At 73.4% G+C, this 16,117-nt stretch carries 13 protein-coding genes; 5 read left to right on the forward strand and 8 right to left on the reverse strand.

The genetic code is table 11. The annotated features are described in order from the left end of the window. Positions 1–2 precede the first annotated feature (2 nt). The 3 genes from AB0H75_RS32930 to AB0H75_RS32940 are packed head-to-tail and all read left to right on the forward strand — an operon-like array spanning position 3 to position 3,477. The gene (locus AB0H75_RS32930) at positions 3–728 is read left to right on the forward strand and encodes an amidohydrolase family protein (protein ID WP_367803189.1); all 726 of its coding nucleotides are present in this window, start codon (positions 3–5) and stop codon (positions 726–728) included. Continuing rightward, the gene (locus AB0H75_RS32935; RefSeq protein WP_367803191.1) at positions 725–1,501 is read left to right on the forward strand and encodes an amidohydrolase family protein; all 777 of its coding nucleotides are present in this window, start codon (positions 725–727) and stop codon (positions 1,499–1,501) included. The genes AB0H75_RS32930 and AB0H75_RS32935 overlap by 4 nt, the downstream gene beginning before the upstream one ends. After that, entirely contained in the window at positions 1,498–3,477 is a 1,980-nt protein-coding gene (locus AB0H75_RS32940; RefSeq protein WP_367803193.1) for a hypothetical protein, read from the forward strand. Before AB0H75_RS32935 ends, AB0H75_RS32940 begins: the two co-directional genes overlap by 4 nt. 5 nt (positions 3,478–3,482) lie before the next feature. On the opposite strand, the gene AB0H75_RS32945 is transcribed toward AB0H75_RS32940, so the two are convergent. From AB0H75_RS32945 to AB0H75_RS32965, 5 genes are all read right to left on the reverse strand, one after another. Beyond that, entirely contained in the window at positions 3,483–4,460 is a 978-nt protein-coding gene (locus AB0H75_RS32945) for a dihydrodipicolinate synthase family protein (RefSeq protein WP_367803195.1), read from the reverse strand. Positions 4,461–4,569: 109 nt separating this feature from the next. Then, complete coding sequence (locus tag AB0H75_RS32950) at positions 4,570–5,436, reverse strand: carbohydrate ABC transporter permease (RefSeq protein WP_367803197.1); 867 nt, start codon at positions 5,434–5,436, stop codon at positions 4,570–4,572. Beyond that, positions 5,433–6,362: a carbohydrate ABC transporter permease gene (locus AB0H75_RS32955; protein WP_367803199.1), complete on the reverse strand. Its 930-nt coding sequence runs from the start codon at positions 6,360–6,362 to the stop codon at positions 5,433–5,435. The genes AB0H75_RS32950 and AB0H75_RS32955 overlap by 4 nt, the downstream gene beginning before the upstream one ends. After that, positions 6,355–7,602 (reverse strand): extracellular solute-binding protein, encoded by a 1,248-nt coding sequence (locus AB0H75_RS32960; protein WP_367803201.1) that lies wholly within the window; start codon positions 7,600–7,602, stop codon positions 6,355–6,357. The genes AB0H75_RS32955 and AB0H75_RS32960 overlap by 8 nt, the downstream gene beginning before the upstream one ends. An 85-nt stretch (positions 7,603–7,687) precedes the next feature. Beyond that, positions 7,688–8,848: a DegT/DnrJ/EryC1/StrS family aminotransferase gene (locus AB0H75_RS32965; protein WP_367803203.1), complete on the reverse strand. Its 1,161-nt coding sequence runs from the start codon at positions 8,846–8,848 to the stop codon at positions 7,688–7,690. Positions 8,849–8,893: 45 nt separating this feature from the next. Here AB0H75_RS32965 and AB0H75_RS32970 point away from each other — a divergent pair, with 45 nt between their 5' ends. After that, entirely contained in the window at positions 8,894–10,099 is a 1,206-nt protein-coding gene (locus AB0H75_RS32970) for a hypothetical protein (protein WP_367803205.1), read from the forward strand. A gap of 48 nt (positions 10,100–10,147) precedes the next feature. Here AB0H75_RS32970 and AB0H75_RS32975 read toward each other — a convergent pair whose 3' ends face one another. The 3 genes from AB0H75_RS32975 to AB0H75_RS32985 all read right to left on the reverse strand — a co-directional run bounded on the left by AB0H75_RS32975 (position 10,148) and on the right by AB0H75_RS32985 (position 13,257). Then, positions 10,148–11,203 (reverse strand): dihydrodipicolinate synthase family protein, encoded by a 1,056-nt coding sequence (locus AB0H75_RS32975; protein WP_367803207.1) that lies wholly within the window; start codon positions 11,201–11,203, stop codon positions 10,148–10,150. A gap of 86 nt (positions 11,204–11,289) precedes the next feature. Beyond that, positions 11,290–12,297 (reverse strand): NAD-dependent epimerase/dehydratase family protein, encoded by a 1,008-nt coding sequence (locus AB0H75_RS32980; protein ID WP_367803209.1) that lies wholly within the window; start codon positions 12,295–12,297, stop codon positions 11,290–11,292. A 75-nt stretch (positions 12,298–12,372) separates the two neighbouring features. Next, a complete protein-coding gene (locus AB0H75_RS32985; protein ID WP_367803211.1) occupies positions 12,373–13,257 on the reverse strand; it encodes a Gfo/Idh/MocA family protein in 885 nt (294 codons plus the stop codon). Positions 13,258–13,598: 341 nt separating this feature from the next. Between AB0H75_RS32985 and AB0H75_RS32990 the strand changes: the two genes are divergently transcribed. Next, a complete protein-coding gene (locus AB0H75_RS32990) occupies positions 13,599–16,082 on the forward strand; it encodes a hypothetical protein (protein ID WP_367803213.1) in 2,484 nt (827 codons plus the stop codon). The last annotated feature ends 35 nt before the right edge of the window (positions 16,083–16,117 follow it).

The following is a 16,117-nucleotide window of genomic DNA, read 5'->3' on the forward strand; positions in this document are numbered from 1 at the left end:
ATGTGACGGCATTCGAGGCGAGCAAGCTGATCGGGGACCTTGAGGTGAGCCTCGACGTGGACGTCCTGGTCGGCGCCTACCCCGACCGCGACGGCCCGCCGGGCACGCCCGGCGCGGTGCTCGGCACGCTGGCGGCGCACGGCATCCGGGCCGGCGCGGTCGCGTCCCTGCGCGCCGCCCTGTTCGACGTGCGCTCGGGGAACGACGAGGTCCTGGCGCTGGACCCGCCGGCGGTCCCGGTCGGGACCGTGGACCTGCGCGACCCCGTCGGCGCCGCGCGGGAGCTCGACCGGCTGGCCGGGCTGGGCGTGCGGGCCGTCCGGCTCTTCCCCGACGAGCAGGGCGTGGAGGCGGGCTTCCCCTCGGTCCGCCACGTGGCCAGGAAGGCCGCCGAGCTCGGCCTCGTCGTGCTGACCGGCGGCGACGTGCGGCGCTTCTGGCAGCCGTTCTCCGGCCTCGGCGCCACGGTGGTCTTCCTCGACACGCACTTCTACCACCTGGGCGACTTCCTCGTCGTCGCCGCCGACGAGCCCGGCTTCCACACCTCCACCCGCCTGCTGAACTCCCCCGACGCGCTGGAGACCGTACCGGCCGACCGGCTCCTGTACGGCTCGCGCACCCCTCACTACGAGCCGGTCGTCCCCCTGCTGCGCCTGGCGACCAGCGGGCTGAAGCCGGAGGAGATCGCCGCCGTGGCGGGCGGCAACGCGAGGAGGCTGCTCGGATGATCATCGACGTGCACGCCCACTGGGGCCCCTGGTTCTTCACCATGGACGTGGCCGGCGCCAACCTGGCCGCCATGGACCGGTACGGCATCGACCTGTCGATCGTCTCGGCCACCGAGGCGGTGATCTACGACGCGCCCGCCGGCAACCGGGCGCTGGCCGCCTGGCTGGAGGGCCAGGACCGCCACCTCGGCTACGTCACCGTCAACCCCCGCAGGCAGGCCGACGCCGAGCGGGACCTGCGGGCGTACCTGCCCACCGGCAGGTTCGTCGGCGTCAAGATCCACACCGACTACACCCGGTCGCCCGCCTCCTCGCCGCAGACGCGCGAGGCGCTGGCCATGGTCGCCGAGGCAGGGGTGCCCGCGCTCGTCCACACGTGGGGCACGACGGTGCTGGACCTGGCCGAGGTCTGCCTGGACACGCCCGGCCTGCGGGTCATCGCCGGGCACATGGGCGCCGACGGTCACGCCCACGCCATCGAGGCCGCCCGCGCCTGCGACCGCCTCTACCTCGAACCGTGCTACTCCCACGCCCCCGCCGGCCGCGTCGCGCAGGTGGCGGCCGCGGTGGACCGCACGCGGCTGCTCTTCGGCACCGACTCGACCCTCATCGACCCGGCCTCGGCCTTCGGCGCGGTCGCGGCGGCGGGCCTGGACGCGGAGACGGCCGAGCTGGTCGCGTGGCGCAACGCCGCCCGGCTCTTCGGTCTGGACATTACGGACGGGGCCGTTATAGCGTGCGGCGACCCCTCACAAGGAGTGACCCGCGAATGATCCCCCGCCGCCGCTTCCTCCAGGCCGCAGCCGCCTCCGCAGTCGCCTCCGCAGGCTCCGTCACCCTTCCCGCCGCGCTCCCCGCGACCTTCCCCGCCGCCTCCGCGTCGGCCGCCTCCGCGTCGGCCGCCGCCCGCGAGCCGAAGGGCACGGTCACCGACCTCGGCCCGGCCAGCGTGGCCGCTCCGCTCGGCAACGCCGAGTTCGTCGGCGACGTGCTCTACCTGGGCTCGCGCGGCCTGGCGCCCAACGTCGTCGGCGCCTGGGACCTGGGCGCGGACCGGATCACCGCGCACCACGACATCCCCACCGGCGTGGGCATCTGGGCGATGTGCAAGGTGGGCACCGACGTCTACGTCGGCACCCACACCCGCTCCGACCTCTACAGGATCGACACGCTCACCGGCACCACGACCCTGCTGGCCCGCTACCCCGACGACTACGTCTGGACCATGGCGGCCTCCCCCGACGGCAAGGTCTACCTGGGCACCTCGCAGCCCGGCCGCGTGCTGGAGTACGACCCCGCCACCGGCGCCACCCGCGACCTCGGCCAGCCCGCCCCCGGCGAGGCGTACGTCCGCAGCGTCCAGGCCGACGCCACCCATGTCTACGCCGGCGTCGGCACCAACGCCCACCTCGTCGCGATCGACCGGCGCACCGGCGAGCGGCGCGACCTGCTGCCCGCCGAGGTGGCCGACCGCGACTGGGTGTCCAGCATGTCGATCAGCGACACGCACGTGGCGGGCGGCATGAACTCGCTGGCGGAGCTGCTCGTGCTGGAGAAGGCGGACCCGGCCGCGTACAGGGTGGTCAAGGCCACCGCCCCGGGCGAGAAGTACATCGTCTCGGTGCTGATCCACGACGGCTGGGTCTACTTCGCCGGCCGCCCCTCCGGGACCTTCTACCGCTACCACCTCGCCACCGGCGCGTACGAGGTGCTCGGCGTGCCGTTCCCGGAGGCGCAGACCGTCCGGATCCTGGAGCACGGCGGCCGCGTCTACGGCGTCCAGGAGACGGGCGTCTTCGTCTACGACCCGGCCACCGGCGACCTCGGCTACCTGAGCCACGTGCAGAAGGGCTTCAGAGCGGCCCCCGAGGAGCCCATGTCCGTGCACTGCGACGGCGAGCGCGTCTACGTGGGCGGCAAGGGCGGCTGCGACCTGCACGACCTGGCCACCGGCCGGGTCACCCGGCTGCCCGTCCCCGGCGAGCCGAAGACCATCATGACCGCGGGGACGACCACCTACCTGGGGGTCTACACCCAGGCCGCCCTCTACTCCCACCGCGCCGGCGACCCCGAGGCCAAGCTGCTGCTGCGCACCGGCCACAACCAGGACCGGCCGAAGGACCTCGTCCACGACGAGCTGACCGGCCTGATCGCGATGTCGACCCAGCCGGAGCCGGGGCACCAGAACGGCGCGCTCGACGTGTACGACCCGCGCACCGGCAGGCTCGACACCTACCGGCCGGTCGTCGAGCGCCAGACCGTCTTCTCGCTGACCGCCCTGCTCGGCACCCTCTACATGGGCACCAGCACGCAGGAAGGGCTCGGCGCGCCGCCGGTCACCTCCACGGCCCGGCTCGCCGCGTTCGACCTGCGCCGCCGCCGGGTGCGGTGGGAGATCGAGCCGGTGGCCGGCGCGCGGGCCGTCACGAGCCTCAAGCACACCGCGCTCGCCCTGTACGGGATCACCGACACGGGCGTGCTGTTCGAGTACGACCTGCTCCGGCGCAGGGTCACGCGCACGCTGAAGGTCTACGACCGGGGCGGCGACCTGGTGCTCGCCGGGCGGCACGCGTACACCTGCGACGAGGACGCCGTCTACGAGATCGACCTGGTGAAGCTCACCTCCCGCACGCTCGTGGAGGGGCTGGCGAGCGACTGGTTCGGCGGCGGCGCCCGGCTGAACATCGACCCCTCCCGCAGGGCGCTCTACGCGCTCAAGGGGCGCGACCTGGTGCGGATCGCCATCTGAGGGGGCTACGCGAGGGCCGCCAGCACCCTGGCGCGCTCGCCGTCCGGCAGCGCGGGGCCGTGCGGGTCGTGGGCGTGCTCCTCGGGGACCAGCCCCTCCGCGGCGGCCAGCCAGGCCATGCGCTGCACGTAGCCCTCCATGGGCGCGGTGAACGTGGCCGCCGCCAGCCGGTCCAGCCGCGCGGCCGCCTTCTCGAAGCCGCGCAGGTCCCCGCCCTCGTACGCGCGCAGCACCGCCGCCGTCGTCCCCACCGACGCGGCCGCGACGCCCACCAGCGCCGCCTGCGCGCCCCACAACAACGAGGGGGCGAACATGCGGTCCTCGCCGGTGATCGCCAGCCTGCCGGCCTCGCGGGTGAGGGCGATCGTCTCCTGGCAGCCCATGGCGTCCGACAGCAGCGCCGTCTTGAGGCCGGCGACGCCGGGCAGGGCGAGGATCCGGCGCAGCGTGGCGGGCGGGCACGGGTTCGTGTACAGGTCGAAGGCGATCATCGGCAGCCCGGCCGCCGACCACACCGCCTCGTGCAGCGCCACCCGGTCACCCGGCTCCGGGAACACCAGCACCCCGTCGGCCCCCAGCTCGGCCGCCATCCGGGCGTCCGCGACCGCGCCGGCCATGCCACCGGCCGTCCCACCGGCCGTCCCACCGGCCGTGCCGCCATTCGCGCCACCGGCCGCGCCGGCGTCCCGCGTGCCGCCCGTGGCCGGTCCGCCGCCGACGCCGACGATGACCGGGACGCCCGCCCGGCGGGCGCGGGTGATCAGCCCGGCTCGCACGGGCGCGGGCAGGAAGGGCCCGCGGCCGGTGTGGGCGAGGACGGCCAGGGCGTCGGCGCCCGAGGCGGCCAGCCGCCGGAAGTACGCCTCCGCGACGTCGAGGTCCACCTCGCCCGCCCTGGTCATCGGCGTCAGCGCGGCGGCGGCCAGGCTCCCGCGCAGGCGGTCACGCAGCCCGGCGGCCCGCGGGTCGATCGGCGTGCTCATCTCGCTCCCCTCACCGGACGTTCCGGGCGACAAGCGTAGGCCGTCCGTCCTGGCGACGGGGAACCGGTCACCCCGGCCCGATCACTTCAGGCCGGTCACTTCAGGCCGGTCACTTCAGGCCGGTCATCGCGATGCTGTTGACCAGGTAGCGCTGCAACAGGAAGAAGACCACCAGGCACGGCACCGCCGAGACGGCGGCGGAGGACATGAGCATCGACCACTGCAGCTCCTCCGTCTTCAGCACCGTCAGCCCGACGGTCAGCGTCCGCGTGGCGTCGCTCTGCGAGATCACCAGCGGCCACAGGAAGTCGTTCCAGTGCCACAGGAAGACGAACACGCCGAGGGTGGCCAGGATCGGCCTGGTCAGCGGCACCACGATCGTCCAGTAGACGCGCAGCTCCGAGGCCCCGTCGACCTTGGCGGCGTCGAACAGCTCGTCGGGCAGCCCCAGGATGAACTGCCGCATCAGGAAGACCGCCTGCGAGTTGGCCAGCGTCGGGACGATCAGCCCCCAGAAGGTGTCGGCGCCGTCGAGGTCGGAGACGAGCACGTACAGCGGGATGAGCGTGGCCTGGAACGGCACCATCATGGTGGCGAGGAACGTCCACAACAGGGTGTCGCGCCCGGGGAAGCGCTTCTTCGCGAACGCGTAACCGGCCATCGACGCGGTGAGCAGGACGACCACCACCGAGACGCCCGAGTAGACCAGCGAGTTGAGCGTCCACCCGGCGAACCCCGACGCGCTCAGGACCTGCGTGATGTTGTCGAGGGTGAGCGAGTCCGGCCACCGCGCCGGCACGGTGGGCTCGCCCCTGGGCGACAGCGCCACGACGACCATCGCGGCGAACGGGCCGAGCGTCAGCAGCGACATGAGCGTGAGCAGCGCGTAGAGCGGCCACCGCCGGCCGTGGCGGCGGGGCGCGGGGGCGGCCCGCCGGTCCCGGACGGCGGCGGGGCGCGTGGCCGTCATCGTCATGTGTTCTCCTTGCCGACGAACCGGCGCTGGATCAGCGAGACGGCCAGCACGATGGCGAAGAGCACCATCCCCCAGGTGGCCGCGTAGCCGAACTCCCAGAACCTGAAGCCGCGTTCGAAGATGCCGTAGATGAGGGTGTAGCTGGCCTTGGCGGGGCCGCCGCCGGTCATCACGTAGATCGTGTCGAAGACCTGGAACGAGGCGATGGTCTCGATCACCAGCACGAAGAAGATCGCCGGCTTGAGCAGCGGCAGGGTGACGCCGCGGAAGCGTTGCCACGGGCCGGCCCCGTCCACCTTGGCGGCCTCCAGGTACGAGCCGGGGATGGCCTTCAGCCCGGCCAGCAGGATCAGCATGGAGTAGCCGAAGCCCTTCCAGCAGGAGACGACGGCCAGGGCGGGCAGCACCAGCTCCGTCCGCTCCATGAAGCCGACGGGCCCGAGGTCCAGCTTGGCCAGCACCCCGTTGATCAGGCCGTCGAACTCGTAGATCCAGCGCCAGATGAGCCCGGCGAACACGAAGCTGGTCACGTACGGCAGGAAGAGGATGCCGCGGAACAGCCCGCGCAGGAAGACGACCGCGTTGAGCAGCAGGGCGCTGCCGAGCGCGACGGCCATGACCAGCGGCACGTAGATGGCGGTGTACACCAGCGTGGCCCGCAGGCTGGACCAGAAGTTCGGGTCGTTCACGAGCCGCGCGTAGTTGTCGGCGCCGACAAAGCTCCAGTCGCCGCCGATGTTCCAGTTCGTCAGGCTCATGCCCGCCGCCCCGAGCGTGGGGAAGATCTTGAAGATCAGGAACAGCACGAGCATCGGGAGCACGAACAGCAGCCCCGTGATCGGGTCACGCAGGCGGCGGCGCGCGGGTTCCGTGCCTTTGCGGGGAGGGCGGGCCGCCCCCGAAGCGGCCCGGGTCCGGTCAGCCACCGCTGGCCAGCAGGTCGTCGCCCTCCTTGGCGGCGGCGTCGAGGGCCGTCTTGGCGTCCTCCTTGCCGATCAGCGCCGCCTGGACGTGCGCCGCGACCATCGCCATGACCTGGCGGGCCTTGGGATGGGCGTCGCCGGGGAAGGCGTACTGCAGCGCCTTGGCGAACTCCTTGGACGTGGCCGACTGGCCGGGGACCGTCACGTCGGTACGCGCGGGGAAGAAGCCGGACTCCTTGGCCAGCGACCCGGCGACCTCGGGCGAGGCGATGTAGGCGGCGAGCTTCCTGGCCGCGTCCTTGTTCTCGGAGTGCCTGGCGAGGACCAGGCCGCCGGAGATGCCGAACGCGACCCGCTTGGCCCCTTCCAGGGGCAGGCCGACGCCGACGTTCTCCGCGCCGATGGCGGCGCCGAGCTGGTCGGCGTTGAGCGCCGTGGCCGCGTGGTACATCGCGGTCCGGCCGGCGGCGAGCGCGCCGCCCTCGATGTCGTTGCCCTTGCTGGCGGCGTTCTCCGGCAGGCCGCCGAGCGCCTTGAGGTCGAGCAGGAACTGGAGGCTGGCGACGCCCTCCTTGCTGTTGACGGTCACGCTCTTGCCGTCGGGGGAGAACACCGAGCCGCCGTTGGCCCACAGGATGGGGTAGAAGCTCTGGTTGAGCGAGATCTCCGGCTTGCCGGGGTAGTCGAGGACGGCGACCTTCTTGGCGGCCAGTTTGGGGGCGGCCTCCTTCAGCTCGGCCAGCGTCTCGGGCACCTTGGTGACGCCGGCGTCGGCGAAGAGCTTCTTGTTGTAGATGGGGGCCGTGATCGTCTGGTAGATGGGCACGCCGTAGAGCTTGCCGCCCACGCTCAGCGCGGTGAGGGCGTTGGGCAGGTAGCCCTTCCTGTCGGCCGCGACCACGTCGTCCACGGGCTCCAGCGTGCCCTGCTGGGCGAACTGCGGGATCTGGTCCGGCCCGAGCAGGGTCAGGTCGAAGCCCTTCCTGGAGGCCAGGGCCGTGGTGACCTTCTCCTGGCGGCTGTCCCAGGGCTGCTGGTCGATCGTGACGTCGATCGCCGGGTTCTTGGCCTCGAAGTCCTTCTCGACCTTGTCCCAGAACGCCTTGTTCCTGGCCTGGTCCGAGATCACGGGGTACATCCAGAGGGTCACCGCGCTCTTGTCCGAGCCCGAGCCACCGGATCCGCACCCGCCGGCCACGACGCTGAGGGCGATCGCGACGCCGGCTGCCGCTAGGTTTCTCATCGGCGGCTTCCTTTCCTGAATACCGGTCCTGACCGAAACCTAGTGACAGGGGCTGGCCAGGTCAATGCCTGATACATGAACGTGACTACGACCGGGCGCGGTGGCTCGCGACCGCCTCCACGATGACCTTGACGTGCTCCGACGTGTAGTGCTCGTTCCAGTCGACGGTCAGGAGCGTGGCGGCGACCAGCCGCTCGGCCTCGGGGCAGGGCGCGGGTCGGTAACCCTCCAGGGGGTAGCGGGAGGAGCCGTAGACGGGCCGGTCCCACAGCGGGGCGCGGTTGAGCGGCTCCTTCAGGTAGCCGGCCCGCGCCGGGATCCCGGCCGCGCTCAGCCACGCGGCCAGCTCGGGCGCGCCGCCGCCGGGCAGGACGAGCGGGAACAACCACCACGCGTGCCCGTCCGGCCGCGGCAGCACGAGGTCCGTGCCGAGCGCGCGCAGGGCGGCGATCAGCTCGGCGGCGGTGCGGCGCCTGGCCCCGACCACCCCGGGCAGCTTCGCGAGCTGGGCACGGGCCACGGCCGCCTGCAGCTCGGTCATCCGGTAGTTCAGGCCCAGGCTCTCGTGCGAGCGGCCCGCGGCCCGGTCCCAGCCCTTGTCCGCGAACAGCCGCATCCTCCTGGCCAGCTCGCCGTCGTCGGTGAGGGCCAGGCCGCCGTCGCCGCAGGTGATGTGCTTCCACTGCTGCAGGCTCAGCGTGCCGACGTGGCCCGCGGTGCCGGCGTACCGGCCGCCGGGCAGCTCGGTCAGCCACGCCTGCGCGCAGTCCTCGATGAGCGTGAGGCCGTGCCGGTCGGCCAGGTCGCGCAGCTCGCCGACCCTGGCCGGCGCGCCGAACAGGTGCACCACCATGATGGCGCGGGTGCGTGGCCCGATGAGCGCGGCCACGGCGTCGGGATCGAGGTTGCCGTCGGCGGGATCCACGTCGGCGAAGACAGGAACCGCGTTCTGCGCCAAGATGGGGGCCACTGTCCCGAAGTCCGTGATCGGCGTCGTGATGATCTCGTCACCCGGATCCGGCGCCGCCGCCACGACCGACAGATGGAGGGCCGCGGTGCCGGACGCGCACGCGATCGCGTGGCGGGAGCCGTACAGCTCCGCGACCTCGCGTTCGAGCGCCCGCGCCTCGGTCCCCCAGACGGAGTTGAGCATGCCGGAGCGGATGACCCGGTCCAGGGCCGCCACCTCCTCGTCGCCGAGGGTGCGGCCCGCGGGCTCGGCCATGTTGGGAAAGTGCAGGGTCACCGGATAGCCTTTCGGTCTAGACCGTAAAGAGGAGAGGAGACGCGGGTGGGTTTCGTCATCGGAGTCGTCGGCCCGCACGATCTGGTCGACGACGTCGCGTCCACCTGCGAGGAGCAGCCCGGGGTGAGCACGCTCCGGCTCGACTACGACCACGAGTCGCAGGCGCCGGCCATCGTCGAGGCCCACGCGGGCTCGGTGGAGGGCTGGCTGTTCACCGGCATCGTGCCGTACATGCTGGCACGCGGCGCCGACGCGCTCACCCGCCCCGCCGTGTTCGTCGACTACTCCGGCGCGACGCTGCTCAGCGCCCTGGTGCGGCTCCAGCACGAGGGCCAGGACATCACCCGCCTGTCCATCGACACGATCTCGCCCGCCGATGTCACCGCCACGTTCGTCGAGGCCGGGCTGCCCACCGGCGGCCTGCGCGCGCTCGGCTACCGGCCGGAGACCACCTCCAAGAAGATCATCGCCTTCCACCGCCGCTCCCCCGACCACCCCGTGATCACCTGCCTCAGCTCCGTGCACGAGGCGTTGCGCGGCGAGATGAAGGTGCTGCGGCTGGCGCCGTCGGAGCACTCGGTGCGCGCGGCGCTGCGCCAGCTCCTGCTCACCGCCGAGGGGCAGGCCCAGGAGGACGCGCAGATCGCGCTCGGACTGGTGGAGGTGGACAGCGAGGAGGGCCTGCTGCGCGAGGCCGGCGCGCTGGCCGGCACGCTGGCCGGCTTCCGCGGGGGCAGGCACCTGCTGGTGACCACCCGCGGCCCGCTCTACGAGGCCACGGGCGGTTTCACCGGCCTGCCCATGCTGGCGCGACTGGCCGCTCACAGCAGCGTGACGCGGGTGGGGTTCGGCCTCGGGCGCAGCGCCGCCGAGGCCGAGAGCCTGGCCCGCCGCGCCCTGGCCAGGGCCAGGCGCATCGGGGACGTCGCCGCCGTGCTGTCGCTGCGCGCCGACACCGACATCGTGCTGGAGTCGGTGATCAGCGAGCCCTCCGGCGAGCAGAGCCTGCCGATGATCGCGCGCCGCGTGGGGCTGTCGGTGCCGACGCTGGAGAAGCTGCTGGAGGCGCGCGACGCGGCCGGCGGCGAGGCGCTGACCACCCGCGAGATCGCCGAGCGGCTCGCCGTCCAGCAGCGCACCGCCCGGCGCATGTTGCACCGGCTGGAGCTGGCCGGGCTGGCCGAGCGCACCGGCAACCTGACCAGCGGGTCCAGCGGCCGTCCGCTCACCCTCTACCGCCTCACCCTCTAGCCGCCCCGCCTGCCGCCGCCCCGCCTGCCGTCCCGCGCCGGCCCTCGATCAGGACAGCCATCGGTCCAGCCCCTGGGCGACGAAGTCGTCGTCGCGCAGCCAGGGGTAGGCGGCCCAGATCCGGTCGATCTCGGCGAGCTGCCCGGGCGACAGGTCCTCGTTCGGGTCCAGGCACCAGCGGCCCGCCAGCAGCCCCTGGCGGCGCAGCACCTCGTGGATGCCGGGGATACAGCCGCGGAAGCCGTTGGCCGAGTCGAAGATGGCCGCGTTGGCGTCGGTGAGGTGGCCGTCCAGTCCGAGCAGCCGGCGCACCGCGCCGTCGTCGCCCGACCGCGCCAGCGTGGCCTCCTCCAGCAACTCCACCGCCCGCCGCACCCAGACCGCCCACTGGCCGAGCAGGCCGCCCACGAACTCCACCTCCACCTGCCGCCCGTCCACGACCACCCGGTGCGAGGTGACGAGATCGGCCAGGATGTGGTCGTCGTTGCCCGTGTAGAGCGCCACCTCCCCGGCCCGGCCCGCCCGGACGACGCCGTGCAGCACGTCGAGGGTCCGGTACCGGTCGAAGGGCGCGACCTTGACGCCCACCACGGACTCGATGCCGGCCAGCCGCGTCCAGAAGTCGCGCGACAGGGGCCGCCCGCCCACCGCGGGCTGGAGGTAGAAACCGATCACCGGCAGCACCTCGCCCACGGCCCTGGCCCGCGCGATCAGCGCGTCCTCGTCGAGCTCCCGGTGCGGGCTGAGCAGCACCATGTGATAGCCGAGCGAGCGGGCCAGCTCCGCCTCCGCCACCGCCCGGCCGGTGGGCCCGGTCGCGCCGGCCACCAGCACCACCGCGCGGCCGGACTCCTTCGCCGTGCCCGCGGCCAGTTCGAGCACGGGCGCGAGCAGGCCGGTGCCGTGGATGGCGAACTGCGTGGTGTGCACGCCCACCGCCAGCCCGCCGGCGCCGGCCTCGACGTAGTAGCGCGTCAGGGCGCGCTGGCGGCGCTCGTCCAGCTTCCGGTCCTCCGTCAGGGCCAGCGGGTGGGCCGGGATCACCAGGCCGCGTCTGAAGAGGTCGCGTACGGACGTCTGCGCCTCTGGAGCCGTGCCGAGCACGTGAGATCCCCCTTGGTTGCCGTGCGGAATGAGACCGTGCGGAGTGCGTTCTGGTGGAGTGAGTTCTGGTGGAGTGAGCACGCGCGTCAGAAACGTCCGTCGCGGCGGTCGAACTTGGTGGGCTTGCCCAGCAGCGGCCCGCCGCCGGCGACCCAGCGCGCCGTGTGCTCGATCAGCTCGGCCGGGGTCAGCTCGGGGTAGCCGAACAGGCGGTGGCAGCGGGAGGCGTTCGACAGCAGCGCCGTCGGCGCCTCCTCGCCGGTGAACACCGGCTCCTTGCCGAGCGCCTCGCCGAGCGCCAGCGCCGCCTGGCGTACCGAGATCAGCTCGGGGCCCGTGACGTTGAGCACGTACGGAGGCACGCCGGCCAGCAGCAACGACCGCAGCGCCACCTCGTTGGCGTAGCCCTGCCAGACGACGTTCACCTGGCCCGTCGTCAGGTCCACGGGCTCCCCCGCCAGCACCTTCTGGGCGAGGTCGACGAGCACGCCGTAGCGCAGCTCGACCGCGTAGTTGAGGCGCAGCAGCGACATCGGGGTGCGGTTCTTCTCGGCGAAGTGCGTCAGCACGCGTTCCCGGCCCAGGCAGCTCATCGCGTAATCGCCCACCGGCCCGGTGGGCGAGCCCTCGCTGCTGCCGCCCCCGGCGACGGGGACGAGCGGGTAGACGTTCCCGGTGGACAGCGCGGCGATCCTGCTGCCCGCGAACCGGTCGGCGACCCGGCCCGGCAGGTAGGTGTTGGTGAACCAGGCGGTGTGCTCGCGGCCGCTCGTGCCGAACTTGGCGCCCACCAGGAACACCACGTTGGGCGCGTCCGGCAGCTCGCGCAGGGCCGCCTCGTCGGCGACGTCGGCGGCGATCACCGTGGCGCCCTCGTCCTGGAGCGACCGGGCCAGGCCCGGCTCGGAGAAGCGGGACACCGCGAGGATCCGCCTGTCGCCGCCGGTGGCGTTGAGCGCCAGGCGCACGAGGCTCGGGCCGAGTTTGCCGCCGGCTCCCAGGATCATGATGTCGCCGTCGAGCTTGCCCAGGTCCGCCACGAGCCCCGGGCTCGGCCGGGCCAGCCGCTCCTCCAGCTCCGCTGTCGTCCGCACGCGGTCTCCTCCGTTTTCGATTTACGGCCCAGACCGTAACTGGCCGAAGTGCCGGCTGTCAACGGCGGGACCTGCTCAGAAGTCCTCCCGCGCGCGGACCAGCACCTCCAGGATGGCCCTGGTCTCCCTCCAGGGCACCGGGCTGGGCGCCCCGCCCACCATCGCGAGGAACGCCTCGATCGTCCCCTCGTAGCCGAGGCCGCGGACGGGGTCGTCCCCGCCCTCGATCACGACCGTCTCGCTGCCGTCGCGCCGGTGCAGCGTGACGGCGTAGGACTCCGGCCCGGACACGCCGAGGACCTCGACGGTGCCGGTGACGCCGTCGTCCCAGCGCAGCGCCATGACCGCGGTGTCCTCGGAGCGGAGCGTCGTGTAGTGCCGCCTCGCCCCCGCCGCGCCGACCAGCCGCACGTCGGGGCCGAGCAGCGCCACCAGCAGCTCCACGCCGTGGACGCCCATGGTGACCATCGTGCCGCCGCCCTCCCCCGGCGTGTCCTGCCAGGCGTTGTAGCCGGTCGCCCACAGGCCCACGTCGTGCCGTACGGTCGCCCGCACCGCCAGCACCTCCTCGCGCTCGACCCGCGTCCCCGCGAAGGCGGGGGCGAAGCGCAGCACCGAGCCGGACAGGACGCGGTCGTGCACCGGCAACCGGTCGAGCTGATCCAGCTCGGCGCGGCTGGCGGCGGCGGGCTTGTTCACGAAGCAGGGCAGGCCGGTCTCCAGCACCCTGGCCAGCGCCCGCGGGATCTGGGGGTTGGGCACGGTCAGCACCACCCCGTCGAGCGGGCCCGCCAGCACCTCCTCCAGGCTGCCCGCCACCTTCGCCCCCGGGTGCTCGCCGGTGAAGCGGCCGAGGCGCTCCGGGTCCGGCTCCCACACCACCAGCTCGGCGTGGCGGGACAGGGTGCGGGCGTCGGTGTAGGGATGGCTGGTGGCGAGCCCGGCGAGTGCGATGCGCACGATCTGTACCTCCGTGTCCGGTGACGGTCGCGCGAAAGCCTAGCCACCGGGCCGGGCCGGGCCGGACCGGGCCGGGCCGCCCGCCCCTCGCGTTCCCCGGGCCGATGCGGACGGGCGTGATCAGAACATTGACGGGCTCCGCTCACCAGGTTACGGTCGGGGCCGTTATCGCGCACGACTGAACACCATCACGGAGGTGGTGCTGTGCAGATCCTCATGAACAGTCCCTCGGCAGGGCCGCGGCGGCGCGTCCGGCGCCGTCCCGCCCGCGCGGAAGGCGGAGGCGCGTGAGACGTGCCCCGCGGGTAGGACGTGCCCCGCGGGTAGGACGTGCCCCGCGGGTGGGACGCGTCCTGCGCGCGGCGGTCGCGGCGGCGCTTCCCGCGGCGCTCCTGGCGGCGCTGCTCGCGGCGCCGCCCACACCGGCGTCCGCGGCCGACCTGCGGATCGTCAACGACGGCTTCGACGACGGGCTGACCGGCTGGAGCGGCTCGCACACCGCGGGCGGCGTCGATCCCGTGACCTGGCAGGGACGCACCACCGCGCGCGTCGCCGACGCCGACCCGGGCGCCGCCTACGGCCGGGAGAGCATGCCCGGCCTGCCCGCCGCGGCGGGCACGCGCTACACCCTGAACGCCCAGGTGTGGGCCGAGAGCGGCACCGCGTACCTGTACCTGCGCTTCAGGGACGCCTCCGGCCGCCTGCTCGCCGGCGGCGCGAACGCCCCGGCGACGGGCCGGCGGTGGAACCGCGTGACGGCCTCCGGCGTCGCCCCCGCCGGCACCGCCACCGTCTCGGCCCTCATCTACTCGGGCGTGGCCGACGTGGGCACCGCCTACTGGGACGAGGTGCTGATCACCAAGGATCTGACCGACCTGGGCGTGCAGATCGAGAGCAGCGCGCCCAACGCCACCACGTTCGCGGGCGGCGACGCCTACGCCCTCTACACCGGCACCGCCGACGTCAACCCGCAGCTCGCGGTGATCGACCTGGCCGCGGGGAAGGTCACCAGGAAGATCACCATCCCGGACAGCGCCGCCACGCCCACCGTCGGCGGCTGGGCCGCGGCCACGGCCACCGACGGCAGCGTCTACCTCGGCACCTATCCCAACTCCAAGCTCTACCGGTACGTCCCCGGCCAGTCCGCGGTCACCGACCTCGGGCGCGCGGAGGGCGGCTACTCGTTCATCTGGGACCTGGAGCCCGGAGCGGACGGGAGGGTGTACGGCGGCACGCACAACGACGGGCGTTACTTCACGTACCACAACGGCGCCTTCACCACGATCGGGGCCGTCCCCGTCGTGCCCGGCGCGCAGAACGTGCGCAGCCTCGCCCACGACCCGGAGGCCGACGCCACCTACCTCGGCACCGGCACGAACGCCGGGCTGGTCAGGTACGACAACGCCACCGGCCGGGTGGACGACCTGCTCCCCGCCGCCTACGCCCACTACTCCATGGTGGGCGGCCTGACCTGGACCGGAGGCAGGCTGTTCGCCTGGCTCGACCGCACGCTGCTCGTCCTGCGCGTCGTCCGCCAGGCCGGCGGCTCGTACACCGCCGTCACCGACGCCACCATCACCGACGTGGACCTGCACCACTCGCCGGCCCGCGACGGCAAGGTCTGGTTCGTCAAGGAGGGGCTGCTGCACTCCTACGACGTGGGCACCGGCTCCGTGCGGGCGACCCCGGTCCGGCCCGGCCTCGACGTCACCGGCTACACCTGGTCCGGCGGCACCCTGGTCGGGCTCGGCGCGGCCGTGGACGGCACCAGGATCTTCACCTACGACCCGGCGAGCGGCGCCTGGGACAACAGGCCCGTCTCCGGCGCCCCCGTGCTGCCGGCGGCGATCAACGCGCTCGGCGCCGGGCCCGACGGCCGGATCTACACCGGTGGCTACCTGACCGGCGGCACCGGCGTCCACGACCCGCTGCGCAGCGACGGCGACGACGACAGGCCCGACACGCCGGCGCTCGGCGGGCTCAGCCAGACCGACAGCCTCCTGGCGCACGGCGGCAGGCTCTACATCGGCGCCTACCCGTCGGCCAAGCTCTACCGCTACGAGCCCGGGGGCTCCTGGCCGCCCGCGCTGCTGTACACCGGCGGGGAGGCGGGCGACCGGGCCGACGACTGCGGGCCGGGCGAGGGCCCGCCGCCGCAGGACCGGCCGTACGCGCTGGCCGGCGGCCCGGACGGCGCCGTCTACATGGGCACGGTGCCGAAGTACGGCAAGCGGAGCGGCGCCCTCACCGTCTGGAAGGAGGGCACGGCCGGGCGGACCCTCTGCGTGGCCCCTGGCCAGTCGGTCGTCTCGCTGGCCTACGCGGGAGGCAAGCTGTTCGGCGGCACGTCCACGCGCGGCGCGCTGGGCGTGGACCCGGTCTACGCGCCGGGGGCGTCGGCCACGCTCTTCTCCTACGACCCGGCCACCGGCGCCCTGCGCCTGCACCCGCTCCCGCTGGCCGCGCCCAAGGCCGTCACGGCCCTCAGGGAGGTGGGCGGCGAGCTGTGGGGCCTGGCGGGCGGCACGCTGCTCACCCTCGACCCCGCACGCCCCGGGACGATCACCACGAAGCGGTTGTTCCCCGACCCCGACTACGCCGCCAAGCCCAGCCTCGCCTGGCGTGACGGGGCGCTGCTGACCGTGGCCCAGGACCCCGACCACGTGTACGGCACGCTCGGCGACCAGATCTTCAGGATCGACAGGTCCACGAGGACGGCGACCGTGCTGCTGACGATGACGGGGATGGAGGGGCTGACGGCCGACGGCTTCGGCAACCTCTACTACAGGATCAACGAGCGGCTGTACCGGCTCGCGCTGACATGACCGACCACCCTCCGCGCCTCCAAGGGAGCACCCCC

The organism is Nonomuraea sp. NPDC050783, from assembly GCF_040802095.1.
Lineage (GTDB): Bacteria > Actinomycetota > Actinomycetes > Streptosporangiales > Streptosporangiaceae > Nonomuraea.

Coding starts and splice junctions, on each gene's coding strand:
- AB0H75_RS32940 (WP_367803193.1), top strand. CDS start 1,498: ATGATCCCCCGCCGCCGCTTCCTCCAGGCCGCAGCCGCCTCCGCAGTC.
- AB0H75_RS32945 (WP_367803195.1), bottom strand. CDS start 4,460: ATGAGCACGCCGATCGACCCGCGGGCCGCCGGGCTGCGTGACCGCCTG.
- AB0H75_RS32960 (WP_367803201.1), bottom strand. CDS start 7,602: ATGAGAAACCTAGCGGCAGCCGGCGTCGCGATCGCCCTCAGCGTCGTG.
- AB0H75_RS32935 (WP_367803191.1), top strand. CDS start 725: ATGATCATCGACGTGCACGCCCACTGGGGCCCCTGGTTCTTCACCATG.
- AB0H75_RS32950 (WP_367803197.1), bottom strand. CDS start 5,436: ATGACGATGACGGCCACGCGCCCCGCCGCCGTCCGGGACCGGCGGGCC.